The 14,907-nt window shown below is 73.7% G+C and carries 14 protein-coding genes; 7 read left to right on the top strand and 7 right to left on the bottom strand.

The window, feature by feature from the left end; genetic code table 11:
- Window positions 1-46: 46 nt before the first annotated feature.
- The 3 genes from AC1DUE_RS12065 (at window position 47) to AC1DUE_RS12055 (ending at window position 3,703) form a co-directional block, all read left to right on the top strand.
- Window positions 47-1,366 carry a bifunctional o-acetylhomoserine/o-acetylserine sulfhydrylase gene (locus tag AC1DUE_RS12065; protein ID WP_477039667.1) on the top strand — a complete coding sequence of 440 codons (1,320 nt, stop codon included), beginning with the start codon at window positions 47-49 and terminating at the stop codon, window positions 1,364-1,366.
- Window positions 1,367-1,373: 7 nt separating this feature from the next.
- Window positions 1,374-2,633 carry a homoserine O-acetyltransferase MetX gene (metX, locus tag AC1DUE_RS12060; protein WP_477039666.1) on the top strand — a complete coding sequence of 420 codons (1,260 nt, stop codon included), beginning with the start codon at window positions 1,374-1,376 and terminating at the stop codon, window positions 2,631-2,633.
- Window positions 2,634-2,992: 359 nt separating this feature from the next.
- Window positions 2,993-3,703 (top strand): maleylpyruvate isomerase N-terminal domain-containing protein, encoded by a 711-nt coding sequence (locus AC1DUE_RS12055; protein WP_477039665.1) that lies wholly within the window; start codon window positions 2,993-2,995, stop codon window positions 3,701-3,703.
- 23 nt (window positions 3,704-3,726) lie between these two features.
- Here the strand turns inward: AC1DUE_RS12055 and AC1DUE_RS12050 are convergent, their stop codons facing one another.
- Window positions 3,727-4,416, bottom strand: coding sequence for a DUF5995 family protein (locus AC1DUE_RS12050; protein WP_477039664.1), 690 nt, complete (start codon window positions 4,414-4,416; stop codon window positions 3,727-3,729).
- 51 nt (window positions 4,417-4,467) lie between these two features.
- Between AC1DUE_RS12050 and AC1DUE_RS12045 the strand changes: the two genes are divergently transcribed.
- Window positions 4,468-5,418, top strand: a complete 951-nt coding sequence (locus tag AC1DUE_RS12045) for a zinc-binding dehydrogenase (protein ID WP_477039663.1) — start codon at window positions 4,468-4,470, stop codon at window positions 5,416-5,418.
- Window positions 5,415-6,380, top strand: a complete 966-nt coding sequence (locus AC1DUE_RS12040; protein ID WP_477039662.1) for an alpha/beta hydrolase — start codon at window positions 5,415-5,417, stop codon at window positions 6,378-6,380. Before AC1DUE_RS12045 ends, AC1DUE_RS12040 begins: the two co-directional genes overlap by 4 nt.
- Before the next feature lie 57 nt (window positions 6,381-6,437).
- On the opposite strand, the gene AC1DUE_RS12035 is transcribed toward AC1DUE_RS12040, so the two are convergent.
- Together AC1DUE_RS12035 and AC1DUE_RS12030 are read right to left on the bottom strand one after the other, a co-directional pair.
- Window positions 6,438-7,985 (bottom strand): restriction system modified-DNA reader domain-containing protein, encoded by a 1,548-nt coding sequence (locus AC1DUE_RS12035; RefSeq protein ID WP_477039661.1) that lies wholly within the window; start codon window positions 7,983-7,985, stop codon window positions 6,438-6,440.
- A 310-nt stretch (window positions 7,986-8,295) separates the two neighbouring features.
- Complete coding sequence (locus AC1DUE_RS12030; RefSeq protein ID WP_477039660.1) at window positions 8,296-8,592, bottom strand: MTH1187 family thiamine-binding protein; 297 nt, start codon at window positions 8,590-8,592, stop codon at window positions 8,296-8,298.
- Between the two features lie 86 nt (window positions 8,593-8,678).
- On the opposite strand from AC1DUE_RS12030, the gene AC1DUE_RS12025 reads away from it, so the two are divergent.
- Both AC1DUE_RS12025 and AC1DUE_RS12020 read left to right on the top strand, forming a co-directional pair.
- A complete protein-coding gene (locus AC1DUE_RS12025) occupies window positions 8,679-9,113 on the top strand; it encodes a DUF6174 domain-containing protein (RefSeq protein ID WP_477039659.1) in 435 nt (144 codons plus the stop codon).
- A gap of 33 nt (window positions 9,114-9,146) precedes the next feature.
- The gene (locus AC1DUE_RS12020; protein WP_477039658.1) at window positions 9,147-9,599 is read left to right on the top strand and encodes a pyridoxamine 5'-phosphate oxidase family protein; all 453 of its coding nucleotides are present in this window, start codon (window positions 9,147-9,149) and stop codon (window positions 9,597-9,599) included.
- Here the strand turns inward: AC1DUE_RS12020 and AC1DUE_RS12015 are convergent, their stop codons facing one another.
- The 4 genes from AC1DUE_RS12015 to AC1DUE_RS12000 form a co-directional block, all read right to left on the bottom strand.
- Window positions 9,600-12,503: an FAD-binding and (Fe-S)-binding domain-containing protein gene (locus AC1DUE_RS12015; RefSeq protein ID WP_477039790.1), complete on the bottom strand. Its 2,904-nt coding sequence runs from the start codon at window positions 12,501-12,503 to the stop codon at window positions 9,600-9,602.
- Window positions 12,504-12,774: 271 nt separating this feature from the next.
- Window positions 12,775-13,212 carry an OsmC family peroxiredoxin gene (locus AC1DUE_RS12010; RefSeq protein ID WP_477039657.1) on the bottom strand — a complete coding sequence of 146 codons (438 nt, stop codon included), beginning with the start codon at window positions 13,210-13,212 and terminating at the stop codon, window positions 12,775-12,777.
- Window positions 13,213-13,265: 53 nt separating this feature from the next.
- A complete protein-coding gene (locus tag AC1DUE_RS12005) occupies window positions 13,266-14,408 on the bottom strand; it encodes an AAA family ATPase (protein ID WP_477039656.1) in 1,143 nt (380 codons plus the stop codon).
- Between the two features lie 19 nt (window positions 14,409-14,427).
- Window positions 14,428-14,907: M15 family metallopeptidase (locus tag AC1DUE_RS12000; protein WP_477039655.1), on the bottom strand; the 480-nt coding region annotated here is incomplete at its 5' end.

The raw sequence follows: 14,907 nt of genomic DNA, 5'->3' as shown, positions 1-14,907 counted from the left end.
CCTCCTGCGGATCCACCAGACCCACCCAGACCCAGGAGCACAGACCGTGAGCAACGAGAGCTGGAACTTCGAGACCCGTCAGATCCACGCCGGCCAGACGCCGGACCCGGCCACCGGTGCCCGGGCGCTGCCGATCTACCAGACGACGTCGTTCGTCTTCCCCGACGCGAAGGTCGCGGCCGCGCGGTTCGCGCTGCAGGACCTCGGCCCCATCTACACGCGCATCGGCAACCCGACGCAGCAGGTCGTCGAGGACCGCATCGCGTCCCTCGAGGGCGGCGTCGGCGCGCTGCTCGTCTCCTCCGGCCAGGCCGCCGAGACGTTCGCGATCCTCAACATCGCCGAGGCCGGTGACCACATCGTCGCCAGCCCGTCGCTGTACGGCGGCACGTACAACCTCCTGCACTACACGCTGCCCAAGCTCGGCATCGAGACGACGTTCGTCACCGACCCGCACGACGCGCAGGCGTGGAAGGACGCGATCCGCCCGAACACCAAGCTGTTCTTCGCGGAGACCATCCCGAACCCGAAGTCCGACATCCTCGACATCGAGCTCGTCGCCGGCGTCGCGCACGAGTACGGCGTGCCGCTGGTCGTCGACAACACCGTCGCGACGCCCTACCTGATCAACCCGCTCAAGTGGGGCGCCGACGTGGTCGTGCACTCCGCGACGAAGTACCTGGGCGGTCACGGCTCGGCGATCGGCGGCGTGATCGTCGACGGCGGCTCGTTCGACTACGCGCAGTACCCCGAGCGGTTCCCCAACTACAACACGCCCGACCCGTCCTACAACGGCCTCGTCTTCGGGCGGGACCTGGGCGTCGGCGGCCTGTTCGGGATCAACCTCTCCTTCATCCTCAAGGCGCGCGTGCAGCTGCTGCGCGACCTCGGCTCGGCGATCTCGCCGTTCAACGCGTTCCTCATCGCGCAGGGCGTCGAGACGCTGTCCCTGCGCGTCGAGCGCCACGTCGAGAACGCCGAGAAGGTCGCCGCCTGGCTCGAGGCCCGCGAGGACGTCGGCACGGTGCACTACGCCGGCCTGGAGTCGAGCCCGTGGCACGCCGCGCAGCTCAAGTACGCACCCCGTGGCGCGGGCGCGGTCCTCGCGTTCGAGATCGAGGGCGGCACCGAGGCCGGTCAGGCGTTCGTGTCGGCCCTGGAGCTGCACTCGAACGTCGCCAACATCGGTGACGTGCGCTCGCTGGTCATCCACCCGGCCTCGACCACGCACAGCCAGCTGACCCCCGAGGAGCAGGCGCTGTCCGGCGTCACCCCCGGCCTGGTCCGCCTGGCTGTGGGGATCGAGCACATCGATGACATCCTTGCTGACCTGGACGCGGGCTTCCGCGCCGCCAAGGGAGCCTGATTCCTTCATGAGTTCTGGTACGCAGCCGACGCCGCCCGAGATCACGACCGACTCGGGCGGCTCGGCCGCGCGCCCGCTCTTCACCACGCCCCGCGCGCGCCCGTCCACGCTGGCCTCCCGGCCGTCGCCGTCGGACAAGCCCGCCATCCGGGCGAGCAGCGCATGGCGCGACGGGGACCCCGTGGGTCGTCGACAGTTCGCCGACCTCGGCCCGTTCGCGCTGGAGTCGGGCGGCCGGCTGCCTGCGGTGCGGCTGGCCTACGAGACGTGGGGCGAGCTGAACGAGGACGGCAGCAACGCGGTCCTCGTCCTGCACGCGCTGACCGGCGACTCGCACGTCACGGGCCCCGCCGGCGACGGGCACCCGACGGCCGGCTGGTGGCAGTCGATGATCGGGCCCGGCGCCCCCATCGACACCGACCGGTGGTTCGTCGTCGCGCCCAACGTCCTCGGTGGCTGCCAGGGCTCGACCGGCCCCGCCTCGCTCGCGCCCGACGGCCGCCCGTGGGGCGGTCGCTTCCCGCTGCTGACCGTCCGCGACCAGGTCGCCGCCGAGATCCGCCTCGCCGACCTGCTCGGCATCGACTCGTGGGCCCTGGTGATCGGTGCCTCGCTCGGCGGCCTGCGCGTCCTGGAGTGGGCCGCGAGCGCGCCCGAGCGGGTCGACGCCATCGCCGCGATCGCCACGGCGGCGCAGACCTCCGGCGACCAGATCGCCGGGTTCCACACGCAGATCGCCGCCATCCGCGCCGACCCCGCCTACCGCGCCGGTGACTACTACGACGCCGCCGACGGCGAGGGCCCGCACGTCGGCCTCGGCCTGGCCCGGCAGATCGCCCACCAGACGTACCGGTCCGCCGTCGAGCTGGACCAGCGGTTCGGGCGCATCCCGCAGGGCGCCGAGGACCCCCTGGAGGGCGGCCGGTTCGCGGTGCAGTCCTACCTGGACCACCACGGCGACAAGCTCGCGCGGCGCTTCGACGCGAACACCTACATGATCCTCACGCGCACGATGATCACCCACGACCTGGGCCGCGACCGCGGCGGAGTCGCCGCGGCGCTCTCCGCGATCACCGCCCGCTCCCTGGTGATCGCCGTCGACAGCGACCGGCTCTTCCCGCCCGCGCAGTCGCAGCGGATCGCCGACGGCATCCCCGGGGCGGTCCTGCGCACCGTGCACTCCGACTACGGCCACGACGGCTTCCTCATCGAGGAGCAGCTGGTCGGCTCGCTGGTCAACGAGTTCCTGGAGTCGGCGAGGCGCTGAGGCGTCGCGACGAGGGCGGCGGGCTCCGTCCTCGTCTGGCCCCCAGCCGGACGAGGGGCTGGTGCCGTTCTCGTCTGGCCCCAGCCGCTCGTCCCGCGCGAACCTAGCGCCACCTGGGACGCAGGTGATCGCCCGGGACGCCTGGGGCACCTCACCGGCCCCACCCGTCCCACGCGTCCCGCGCGTCCCACGTGGCGCTCGGTCGACCCGCACCCGTGCGGACCTAGCCGCACCTGGGACACGAGTGCACTCCCTGGACGTCTCCGGCGCCTCACCAGCCCCACCAGTCCCAGGTGCGGCTGGATCCGTCGCGCGTATCGAGGTCGACGGGTCGGGCGCGCGACCGCAAGGATGGCGCCATGTCCCCCTCCGGTGAGCTCGCCGACGCAACCGCCGCCCTGCACGACCAGTGGATCCGCCTGCGGCGGTGGGTGGGCGACGTCGTGGACGACCAGGTCGCCGACGAGCCGTCGGTGCTGGACGGCTGGACGGTCGCGGAGCTCGTCGCGCACCTCGGCCGCGCGATGGAGGCCCTCGCCGTCTGCGTCCCGCTGCCCGACGGCACGGTCCCGCTGACGCTCGGCGAGTACGTGGGGACGTACGCCGAGCGCAAGGAGGGGATCGCGCAGGTCACGCGAGAGCTCGCGGTCGAGATCGCCGGCGACCCGCTGGGCGGTGTCGACCAGCGCGCGCAGGCGGCGTTCGACCGGCTCGACGAGCTGGGCCCGGAGGACCGTGTCGTGCAGGCCCGGCGCGGCCCGGTGCTGCTGAGCACGATGACGGTCTCGCGGGTGCTGGAGCTCGTCGTGCACGCCGACGACCTGGCCCGCTCCGTCCCCCGCGGCGTCGACCCAGTCGAGCCCGGAGCGCTTCGGCTCGTCGCCGACGCGCTGCTGCGGATCGTCGTCGCTCGCGGCGGCTGGGACCTCGAGGTCAGCGATGCCCGCCGCTGGGTCCGCCTCGCCGCGGGCCGTCAGCCGTACGACGTCGACGAGCTCGCGATCGCCCTGCACCCGCGCTACACCAGCGACGCGGTCCCGGACCTGGGCCGGATGCTGCCCCTGCTCTAGAGCGTCCAGAGCGTCCAGAGCGTCTAGAGGTCGACGACGACGAGCAGCTGGCGGCCGACCATGCCCACGCTGCGGGCGAGGGTGTCGCGGAAGGCACGCTCGAGGAACGCGATGTCGCGCAGGTGCCAGAGCGTCAGGGCGGAGATCCACGCGGCGTCGCGGGCCTTGTCGATCGAGAAGTTGCTCATCAGGTCGGCCAGCGGCGCGACGCCGGCGCCGTGCTTGACGACCGCCTCGTCGAGGAACGAGTCCCGGATCGGGCGGACCACCTCGGCGAGGACCGCATTGACCTTCTCGAAGTCGTCGCGGATGGACCCGTCGTCGGGCTCGACGCCGCGGGCCTCGCACGTCGCGACGACCGCGAGCGCCAGGTCGTGGTTGATGTGGGCGTTCATGCCGGCGAGCGCGTACTGGATCGGCAGGATGCCCGGCACCGCGCGCCGCTCGATCAACGGCTTCCACGCCTTCGACACCGCCCGCTTGGCGGCCAGGTCCTGCGGGACGTCCAGGAAGATGTCGGCGAACCGCACGTCGAGGTCCTCGGTGAACGCCGGGTCGTGGAACGTGCCGTCCACGACGCGCAGCGCGACGAGCGCCGTGACGCGTCGGTAGACGTCGAGGAACACCCCGAGCCCGTCGGCGTGCGGGAGCCCGGACCGCACCTTGTCCATCTCGGCGACGACGCGCCCGATCTTCACAGAGCCGCTGGTCATGGGCACAGGATCACAGGTCGCGCGCGCCGCGGGAAGGATTACGTTGGGGCCGTGATCGCCGCCTACGCCGCCAGCTTCGACCCGGACGAGCCGCTGAACGGGCTGGCGGTGGGCGAACGACCCGCCCCGGAGCCTCGGGAGGGGTGGACCGTCGTCGACGTGCGAGCGGCGTCCCTCAACCACCACGATCTCTGGTCGTTGCGGGGCGTCGGCCTCCGAGCGGAGCAGCTGCCCATGATCCTCGGCACCGACGCGGCCGGGATCACCGCGGACGGGCGGGAGGTCGTGGTCCACGGCGTCATCGGCGGGCTGCCCGGCGACGAACCACGCTCGCTGCTGTCCGAGAAGTACGACGGCACGCTGGCCGAGCAGGTCGCGGTGCCCACGCAGAACCTCGTCGACAAGCCCGCGTCCCTGTCGTTCGTCGAGGCCGCGTGCCTGCCGACCGCCTGGCTGACCGCCTACCGCATGCTCTTCGTGACGGGCGGCGCCACCCACGGGCAGCGCGTGCTCGTGCAGGGGGCCGGCGGCGGGCTGGCCACCGCGGCGATCCTGCTCGGGGCGGCGGCGGGCATCGAGATCATCGTGACGGGTCGCGACGAGGCACGACGGGCCCGCGCCCTGTCCCTCGGAGCCGCCGCGGCGGTGGAGCCCGGGACGCGCGTGCCGCGGGTGGACGTGGTGCTGGAGTCCGTCGGCAAGGCGACCTGGTCGCACTCGGTGCGGTCGGTGAAGCCCGGCGGGATCATCGTGGTCGCGGGCGCGACGAGCGGTGACGCGAGCCCGGCCGAGCTGACGCGGATCTTCTTCCAGGAGATCACCGTGGCCGGCACGACGATGGGGTCGCGCGAGGACCTGGCCGACCTGATCGCGTTCCTGGACCGGACGGGGGTGCGGCCGCTCGTCGACTCGACGTTCGCGCTGACGGATGCCCGGGACGCGCTCGCCCGCCTCTGGCAAGGCGCCCAGACCGGCAAGGTCGTGCTGGAGATCGCCGCGTGACCGGCTGGGAACCGGACATCCTCGGCGACGACTACGTGGCCCGCACGCTGCCGCTGCGCCCCGACGACGAGGGCGAGGTGGTGGCGACGCTGGTCAGGTACGCGCCGCCGACCACCGAGCCGCTGCGGCCGTCGCGCGTGATCCTCTACGTGCACGGCTGGTCGGACTACTTCTTCCAGACGGGCCTCGCGGAGTACTGTCACGCGCGCGGGGCCGCGTTCTACGCCCTCGACCTGCGCAAGTACGGCCGGAGCCTGCGCCCGCACCAGACGCCCGGCTACATCGACGACCTCGACGCGTACGACGAGGAGCTGGAGGCGTCGCTCGACGTCATCCGCGCCGAGCTCGGGGTGCACGCGCGGCTCATGATCATGGGCCACTCGACCGGCGGCCTGATCGCGTCCCTGTGGGCGCAGCGGCACCCGGGAGCGGTCAGCGGGCTCGTGCTGAACAGCCCCTGGCTCGAGCTGCAGGGGTCGTCGGTGCTGCGGCACCTGTCCGGCCCGGCCGTCGCGCGCCTCGCCCGGTTCCAGCCCAAGGCCCCGCTGCCGAACATCGACCCGGGCTACTACGCGCGCACCCTCGACGTCGCGTCCGGCGGCGAGTGGACGTACAACGCCACCTGGCGCCCGACCCCGTCCTACCCCGTGCGGGCCGGCTGGCTGCGGGCCATCACGATCGGGCACGCGCGCATCGCCCGCGGCCTGTCGATCGACGTCCCGATCGTCATGCTCTGCTCGAGCCGCACGATCATCAGCCCGCGGTGGACCGAGGACATGCGCGCCGCCGACGTCGTGCTCGACGTGGAGCTGCTGGCCCGCCGGGCCGTGCAGCTCGGCTCGCACGTGACGGTGATCCGCGTGAAGGACGGCCTGCACGATCTGTCCCTGTCGCCGCGGCCGGTACGCGACCGCTTCTACGCCGAGATCGACCGCTGGGTCGTCGCCTACGGCTGGGGATAGGCCCCCGGGGCTCGGCCGACGTCACCGACCGCCGGGTCGTCGACGACGAGCGCGACGTCAGGGGCGGATGACGCCCGTCGCCTCGGCCAGCGTCGGGCCGCCCTCGCCCAGGCGCCAGGCGCGCCAGCCGTCGACCGGGTTCTCCGACGCGACCGACACCGAGGCGGCGGTGTCCGGGTCGGCGTACACCTCGCCGGTCGGCAGCTCGATCAGGCCGTCGGAGCGCAGCATCGCGACGATCCGCTGCCCGCGCCGCGCGCGCACCCAGACCAGCGTGGTGACGGCGCGACGGCTCTTGGCCAGCGTCGCCAGCTCGGGCAGGGCGAGCGGGATGCCGTCGCCGAGAGTCCGCTCGGGGCCGCCGTAGTGCTCGACCGGCAGGGGCGCCTGGCGCGTGACCGGGCGCGACGGACGTAGCGGCTGGGTCGGGTGCGCCGCCCGCGCGAGCTCGGCCCAGACGGTCTCGACCTCGGGGGTCGAGTCCTCGGTCGGCTCGGCGGGTTCCGCGGCCTCGTCGTCGCTCTCCTTTGGGGCCGACACCTGGTCGTTGCTGGGCGCCTCGGCGTGCGTGGTGCTGGGCGCCGGGACGAACGGGCGCGGGCCGTCGATGTCGTTCGACGAGTCGTCGGGGGTCGCCAGGTGGTGCGCCGGCGCGTGGTCGCGGGGCGGCGTCTGGTCCTGCGCAGCGCGCAGGCCGACGACGGGCGTCAGGGTGGTGGGGGCCTCGTGCGTCGCGTGCGAGACGGGGGTCGGGGCGGCCGGTTCGAACCGCTCCGGCTCGTACTTACCGACGGGCGCAGGCGTCCGCGCGGGGGCCGCCTCGTCACCGGTCGCCGCCTCCTCCGCCGGGGCCGGGCGCCGCACGATGGGCGTCGGCTCCGTGATCCCGGACGGTGCGGGCGCGGGCGGGGTGACCGCGCGCAGCTCGCCCGACGACGGCTTGCGCGGCGGCTCGAACGTCGTCGTGGGGCCGGCGAAGCCCTCGCTGGCCCGCACGAGACGCAGCGCGGTCGGCTCGACGGACCGGCGGGCGCCCTCATGCGTGGCCAGCGGCGAGACGTCGAGCAGCCGGCGTTCGTCCTCGCCGCGCACGACGCCGACCTGCAGCACGTCCACGTGTCGACCCGGGCCGCGCAGGAACGACAGGGTGTGGCCCGCCTCGGCGGCGACCTCGGAGCAGAGCAGGATCAGCCGGACGCCCTCGCGACGCGTGGTCTGCGCGCCGAACGCGGCCTGCTCGCGGAACGCGGCGAAGTCGATCGCGAACCGCGACGGGTCCGGGTGGTAGGCGCGGGCCAGGTCGGTGGTCGTCATCCGCGACGCCGCACCCGCGTGCCGCAGGGCCGAGATGATCGCGTCGTCGTCGAGAACCTGCCCCACGTCGATCACGACCGAGCGTCCCGTGGCGTCGAGCGCCAGCAGCGTCGGCAGGTCCGCGTGGTCCGGCGACGCGGTCTTCGAGCGGACCGCGAACAGCGGTTCGCCGGCGATCGCGGCGAGGTGGTGCGTGAGGAGTGCGGCGGCCTCCTGCGCGAAAGAACCGGCCAGGGGCTGCATCGGCTGGACTAGGCGCGGTCGGCCCTCGTCGAGCTCGAAGATGGGCATCTGTCCCGGCCTTCCTGGGGCACGCCGCGGCCCGCGGCACCGTCGTCTTTGCCACCCGCGGAGCCCTTCGGCCCACGCGTGCGACCACACTGTCCCACAGCGGACTGGGCTCGTCAGCCGCTCGGGCGAACCGGTCGGTAACAGTTGGGCGCGATCACCCGGTTGCGTGGATGTCGGCCCCCCGATCGTGGCGCATCGCACACCGGCGACGTCCTCGACGATCCGCCGACGGAGGCCCGGCACGGCGTTCGGAGGGCGGTCCACGACGGTCCGTGGACGGGTGCCGACGAGGTTCGTCGGGGGGGTGCCCTCAGTCCTGTGCGAGGGCCGCCTCGACGCGTGCGACCTTGCCCGTGAGCTCGCCCGTGTGACCCGGGCGGATGTCCGCCTTGAGCACGAGGCTGACCCGGTGGCCGTGCCGTCCGACGGCTTCGGTGGCCCGCTTGACCACGTCCATCACCTCGTCCCACTCACCCTCGAGGGTGGTGAACATCGAGTCGGTCTGGTTGGGCAGACCCGACTCGCGCACGATGCGCACGGCATCGGCGACGGCGGCGGTCACGGACTCGCCCGCACCGAGCGGGGCGACGGAGAAGGCAACGAGCATGCGTCCACCCTGGTCCCCCGGGCGGCAGGTGTCCAACCCGTCCCGCGCCGCTACCGTCGAGGCCACGTCACCGACCCGGGAGTCCCGTGAGCCGATCCGCCCGCCTGCTCGCCGTCGCCACACTCGTCGGCGCGTCGACGCTGGCCGCCTGCAGCGCGGACCCGTCCCCGACCGTCACAGCCCCGGCAGCGCCCACGCTGGCCCCGAGCTACAGCTACACGCTCGCGTCGTCGTGCGGCGAGCGCGCGATGTACGGCACCTTCTCCCTGACGGTCGACGAGGGCGCGGTGGCGGCCGTGGAGGGGCTCGACACCGTCGGCATCCGCGAGGCGGCCAGCCTTCCGCTGGAGACCTTTCCCACGATCGAGACCCTGACCGCCCGGGCCGCCTCGGACGACCCCGCCGAGGCGTCGTACGACCCCGACACCGGGATGCTCACCAAGGTCGTGTTCGACCCCGTCCCTCAGGGCGTCGACGACGAGGAGTGCTACCTGATCAGCGACTACACGCCGGCCCCGTGACCCGTGTCGGTCGCTGCGGGTAGAACTGGTGGCATGACGCGATGGGCCGACATCCGGGCGCAGGAGCCGGAGTTCGCCGACGAGGTCGAGGCGCTGTTCCGTTCCGGCACCAACAAGACCATGGCCACGCTGCGGGCCGACGGGTCCCCGCGGATCTCCGGCACCGAGCTCGAGATCGACGACGAGGTCACGCTCGGGATGATGCCGGACAGCCGCAAGCTCCACGACGTCCTGCGCGACCCGCGCGTCGCCATCCACTCCCCCACGCTGGAGCCGCCCAAGGACCCGTCGGCATGGGTGGGTGAGGCCAAGCTCGCGGGTCGGCTGGTGCCCATCCCGCCGTCGGAGAAGGAGCCGCCGGGGTCGTCGTCCTTCGCGCTCGACGTCACGGAGGTGGTGCACACCCGGGTCGACGAGACCGCGACCTACCTGGTCGTCCGCTCCTGGCACCCGGGCCGAGGACTCACGGAGCTGAAGCGGACGTAGTCAGGCGGTCGGTTCGCGCGACGGCAGGTGCGCGGCGAGCAGCTCGGCCAGGTGGAGGCCCTCGACGCCCGCGAGCTGGTCGGCCTGCGTGCGGCACGAGAAGCCGTCAGCGAGGTAGACGTCGCCGGGCGCTGCGTCGCGCAGCGCGGGCAGCAGGGAGTTCTCCGCGACCGCCACCGAGACGTCGTAGTGGCCCTTCTCCATGCCGAAGTTCCCGGCGAGCCCGCAGCAGCCGGCGAGCGCCGAGAACTGGGCGCCCGCCTCGGTGAGCAGCGCGCGGTCGGGGTTCCACGTCATCACCGAGTGGTGGTGGCAGTGCGGCTGGACGACCGCGGTGACGTCCGACAGGTCCGGCACCTGCCAGCGGTCGCCGGGGCCGATCGGCGCGGGAGCGGTCAGCAGCTCGGCGAGCGTGCGGGTCTCGCGGGCGACCGCGACCGCGCGGGGGTCGTCGGGGAACAGGTCGCGCAGGTCCGAGCGCAGCACCGCGGTGCACGACGGCTCCAGGCCGACGATCGGGATGCCGTTGACCGCGAACGGCCCGAGCACGCCGAGCAGGTGGTTCAGCTGCCGGCGCGCCCCGTCGAGCTGGCCGGTGCTGATCCACGTGAGCCCGCAGCACGCGTTCTCCTCCGGCACGACCACCTCGTACCCGGCGTCCCGCAGCACCGCGACCGCGGCGTGGGCGACGCTCGGCGAGAGGTTGTCGGAGAACGTGTCGGTCCAGAGCACGACCTTCGGCCGCCGACCCGCCCCGCTGGGTTCGAGCGAGAGGTCGCTGGAGCGGCCGCCTGCTCGGACGTCCGCGGTGTTGTTGTCGCGGCCGGTCGCCAGCGTGACCTCGTCGCGACCCTCGCCGCGGGCCCAGGCGCGGAACGGGGTGCGCGCGAAGGTGATCATCTGGCGGCGCGTGTCCATGCCGCCGCCGGCGAGCACCACCTTGGCGAGCGGGCGGATGCGGAGCACGGTGTTCGTCAGCGCCGCGACGCCGGGGATCCCGGTGACCAACCGCGCCCACCTCGGCAGCCAGCCGAGGGCGTAGTGCGACGCCGGACGCAGCTTGCCGCGATATGTACGGTGCAGGACCTCCGACTTGTACTGAGCCATGTCGACGCCTGCGGGGCAGTCGGACGAGCACGCCTTGCAGCTCAGGCAGAGGTCGAGGGACTCGTGCACCTCGGGAGACGACCAGCCGCCGGAGACGAGGGTGCCGTTGGCCATCTCCTGCAGGACGCGGGCGCGTCCGCGGGTCGAGTCCTTCTCGTCCTTCGTCGCGAGGTACGAGGGGCACATGAAGCCGCCGGTCGCGGTGCTGTCGGCGCGGCACTTGCCCACGCCGACGCAGCGGTGCAGGGCCGTGGTCAGGTCGCCGGCGTCGTGCGCGAACGAGAACCCGTGGCCGTCGGCGAGCAGCGGACGGGCCCAGGGCCGGCGCAGGTCGGCGTCCAACGGCCGGGGCCGGACGAGCACGCCGGGGTTGAGCAGGTCGCGCGGGTCGAAGAGGTCCTTGAACGCGCCGAAGAGGCCGATGGCCTTCGGCGTGTACATGACCGAGAGCAGCTCGGAGCGGGCGCGCCCGTCGCCGTGCTCCCCGGACAGCGAGCCCCCGTGCGAGGCCACGAGGGCCGCGGCGTCCTCCATGAATGCGCGCAGGGGGTTGCCCGACCGCTCGAGCGGGATGTCCAGCCGCAGGTGCACGCAGCCGTCCCCGAAGTGCCCGTACGCCAGGCCGTCGACGCGGTGCGACGCCATGAGCGCCTCGAGCTCGCGCAGGTAGGCGCCGAGCTGCGCGGGCGGCACGGCCGAGTCCTCGAACCCGGGCCACGCCTGCTCGCCCGAGGGCGTCCGGCCTCCGAGGCCGGCGCCGTCCTCGCGGATGCGCCACATGCGCGCCGCGTCGGGGCCGGGCGGGAACAGGCCGACCGCGGTGGTGCCGGCGTCGGCCGCGAGGGCGTGCGCCCGCTCCATCGCCTCGTCGAGGTTCGCTCCGCCGACCTCGACCATCAGCCACCCGCCGCCCGGCGGCAGGGTCGGGACCGCGGCGGCGCCGCGCACCCGTCGGACCACGTCCACCAGGCGCGAGTCCATGCCCTCGATGGCGAGCGGCGCGTGCGCGAGCAGCGCGGGCACGGCGTCGGCGGCCGCGGGCATGTCGGGGTAGCCGAGCACGACGAGCACCGGGGCGGCGGCGATCGGGACCAGCCGGACGGTGGCGCCGAGCAGCGTGCCGACCGTCCCCTCGGTGCCGACCAGGGCCTTGGCCAGGTCGGTGCCCTTCTCGGGCAGCAGGTGCTCGAGCGAGTACCCGGAGACCTGCCGGCCGAAGCGACCCAGCTCGGTCCGGATGACCTCGAGGTGCGAGCGGACCAGCTCGTCGAGACCCGGGACCACGTCGAGGGCACCCGCGCCCGCGCCGGCCTCGAGGCGCCGGCCGGTCCCGTCGACCATGTCGAGCGCGAGGACGTTGTCGGCGGTGCGGCCGTAGGCCACGGCGCGCGGGCCGCAGGCGTTGTTGCCGATCATCCCGCCGAGGGTCGCGCGGGCCTGCGTGCTCGGGTCCGGCCCGAACCGCAGCCCGTGCGGTGCGGCGGCCTTCTGCAGCGTGGCCATGACCACGCCGGGCTCGACGCGGGCGGTCTGCGCGTCCGGGTCGATCGACAGGATCCGGTTCACGTGCCGCGAGAAGTCGAGCACGATCCCCGTGCCGACCGCGTTGCCCGCCACGCTCGTGCCTCCGCCGCGTGCCGTCAGCGGGACACCGAGGTCCCGTGACACCTGCAGCGCCGCCTCGACGTCGTCGGTGTCCTGCGGGAACGCCACCACCTCCGGCACGACGCGGTAGTTGGACGCGTCCGTCGAGTACTCGGCGCGGCGGCGGGTGGAGTCGTCGACGACCCCACGCATCGCAGCGCGCAGCTCCGCCACGACCTGCGCGCTGTCGACGGTCACGGTCTCGGTCACGGCCACCACCCGCGCAGTCTCGCACCGGAGGCGTGATCCCCGGCACAGGTATCCACGCGACGTGACCAACCCGACGACACGCAACGTCCGAGCAGAAGCGGCTCAGGGCCGACATCTGCTCGGACGCAGCGCGAGAGAAGTGTCAACGTCCGAGCAGAAGCGGGCCAGGACCCGCATCTGCTCGGACGCAGCGGAGAAGAGCGGGCCGCCGCCCTCAGTCGAGCGCGGCGTCCAGGGTGATCGTGGTGCCGGTGAGGGCCTTGCTGACGGGGCAGCCCTTCTTGGCGGCCTCCGCGGCGGCCTGGAAGCCGTCGGCGTCCAGGCCGGTGACCTCGGCGCGGACGGTCAGGTGGATCGCGCTGATGCGCAGGCCGCCCGCGGGGTCGGGCGAGAGGGTCACGTCGGCGGTGACCTGGTGCGCGACGGGGGTGCCGCCGGCGCCGGCGATCTCGCCGGCGAGCGCCATCGAGTAGCAGGCCGAGTGCGCGGCGGCGATCAGCTCCTCAGGGCTCGTCGTGCCGTCGGCGGTGTCGGCCGTGCGGCGCGGGAACGAGACGTCGAACGTGCCGGCGCCGGAGCTGGTCAGCTCGACCTGCCCGGCGCCCTCCTGCAGCGTGCCGTTCCAGGCGGTGCGAGACGTACGGGTAGCCATGGTTCTCCTTCGGTGGGTGGGCCGAACACTCACACGCTAAGAGGATCTCCGGGTCAGCGCGCGCGCTCGAGATGTGCTGAGACGATCTGCGCCGGCGCGCCCGCCTCCTGCAGCGCGACCGCCGCCCGGGCGTGCAGGGCGCGCCGGTCGTCGGGGTCCAGCCCGTTGTACAAGGCGGCGCGCACCAGGTCGTGGCCGAAGACGAGCCGGTCGCCGCGGGCGCGCACGACACCGGCCGCGAGGCCGTGCCGCAGGGTCCGCCAGCAGTCCGCGACGGGCTCCTGGGCGAGCAGGGCGAGGTCGGTCATGACGAACGACGTCCCCAGCACGGACGCCTGGCCGAGCAGGAGCAGGACGTCGTTGCCCAGGTACTCCAGACGTCGTCGGACCACCTCGTCCAGCGGGACCAGCCAGTCCACGCCGGAGGTGTCGTGCGTGCCGTCCACCGTGACCAGCGCGCCCGCCGAGCGGGCGGTCCGGACGACGTCCGCGACGAACCTCGGGTTGCCTCCGGTGGTGGCCAGCGTGCCGCGCAGGGACGGTCCGACGGACCCGCCGACGAGGTGCTCGGCCAGCTCGACGGTGGCGCGGCCGCTCAGGGGCCGCAGCTCGAGGTGCCGCGCACCGGCCCGGGTCCAGGCGGCGACGACGGCGGCGAGCTCGGCCCGGTACGGCACCGGCCGCATGGTCAGGATGACGAGCGCGTGGTTCAGCGCCCCCTCGTGCGCGAGCTCGTGCAGGACCTCGAGCGACGCCGCGTCGGACTCGTGCACGTCCTCGAGGACCAGGGCCCAGGGACGCGACGCCCCTCGCGTGCGCATGAGGTCGGCGAACATCGCGCCGGCGCGCACGATCTCGTCGGCGGGCACGGTCGGCGCCGCGTACAGCGTGTCCAGAAGGCCCGCGAGCTCGACCTCGAGCGGGGTGCGCGACGAGCTCTGCAGCAGGGCGTCGGACAGCAGCGCGTACGGCCAGGGGCGCATGCTCGACGCGCGCGCCGTGCTGAGCTGGACGTCGAGCAGCCGGGCGGACCCGCGCAGGGCGTCGACGAGGCTGGACTTCCCGACGCCGGCCTCACCCTCGAGCAGGACGGTCACTCCCTGACCGCCGGCCGTGGTGGCCAGGAGGTCGTCGAGGTCGTCGAGCTCCGCGGCGCGCCCGACCAGGGGCCAGGTGCGTCCCTGCGAGGAGCTCATGGCCCGATCGTAGGACCGGTCAGCCCGAGTACTCCCAGTGCCACGCCTCAGGCTTGGTGCCGCGGATGTCGGCCCAGCTCGGGTGGACCCACTGCAGGTCCCCCGCGTTGGCGTCCATCCAGGCGTGCTGCTTGGTGCCGAACGTCTCGATCCCGCCGCCGAAGTCGACCGCGATGCCGTTGCCGTGGTTCGAGGTGCCGGGAGTGGCGCAGAGGTAGCCCTTGGTGCGCACGCAGGCGACCTGGCCGGCGTAGGAGCGGTACGAGTCCGAGACGACCATGTCGACGCCGAAGACCGCCTTGTACGCGGTGTTCAGCACGTCGAGCTGCTCGGCGGCGTCGCAGCGCAGGCGCACGGACGCGTCGAAGCTGACGCCGCAGAGCGCCGAGTCGGGGATCTTGCCGTTCGCGTAGCCCTGCAGGGACTGCTTCCACGCGGCGCGCTGTGCGGCGGCGGCGTCGGCGGCAGCCTGCGCGGCGGCGTCGGCGGCGGCCTGGGC

This window comes from Cellulomonas sp. P4_A2 (genome assembly GCF_056402515.1).
This window is presented reverse-complemented; position numbering and strand designations above follow the sequence as displayed.

What these genes read in the sequence shown, in the direction of transcription:
- AC1DUE_RS12020 (WP_477039658.1), top strand. Translation starts at nt 9,147, where the DNA reads ATGACGCGATGGGCCGACATCCGGGCGCAGGAGCCGGAGTTCGCCGAC.
- metX (WP_477039666.1), top strand. Translation starts at nt 1,374, where the DNA reads ATGAGTTCTGGTACGCAGCCGACGCCGCCCGAGATCACGACCGACTCG.
- AC1DUE_RS12010 (WP_477039657.1), bottom strand. Translation starts at nt 13,212, where the DNA reads ATGGCTACCCGTACGTCTCGCACCGCCTGGAACGGCACGCTGCAGGAG.
- AC1DUE_RS12035 (WP_477039661.1), bottom strand. Translation starts at nt 7,985, where the DNA reads ATGCCCATCTTCGAGCTCGACGAGGGCCGACCGCGCCTAGTCCAGCCG.
- AC1DUE_RS12030 (WP_477039660.1), bottom strand. Translation starts at nt 8,592, where the DNA reads ATGCTCGTTGCCTTCTCCGTCGCCCCGCTCGGTGCGGGCGAGTCCGTG.
- AC1DUE_RS12055 (WP_477039665.1), top strand. Translation starts at nt 2,993, where the DNA reads ATGTCCCCCTCCGGTGAGCTCGCCGACGCAACCGCCGCCCTGCACGAC.
- AC1DUE_RS12050 (WP_477039664.1), bottom strand. Translation starts at nt 4,416, where the DNA reads ATGACCAGCGGCTCTGTGAAGATCGGGCGCGTCGTCGCCGAGATGGAC.
- AC1DUE_RS12005 (WP_477039656.1), bottom strand. Translation starts at nt 14,408, where the DNA reads ATGAGCTCCTCGCAGGGACGCACCTGGCCCCTGGTCGGGCGCGCCGCG.
- AC1DUE_RS12015 (WP_477039790.1), bottom strand. Translation starts at nt 12,503, where the DNA reads ATGCGTGGGGTCGTCGACGACTCCACCCGCCGCCGCGCCGAGTACTCG.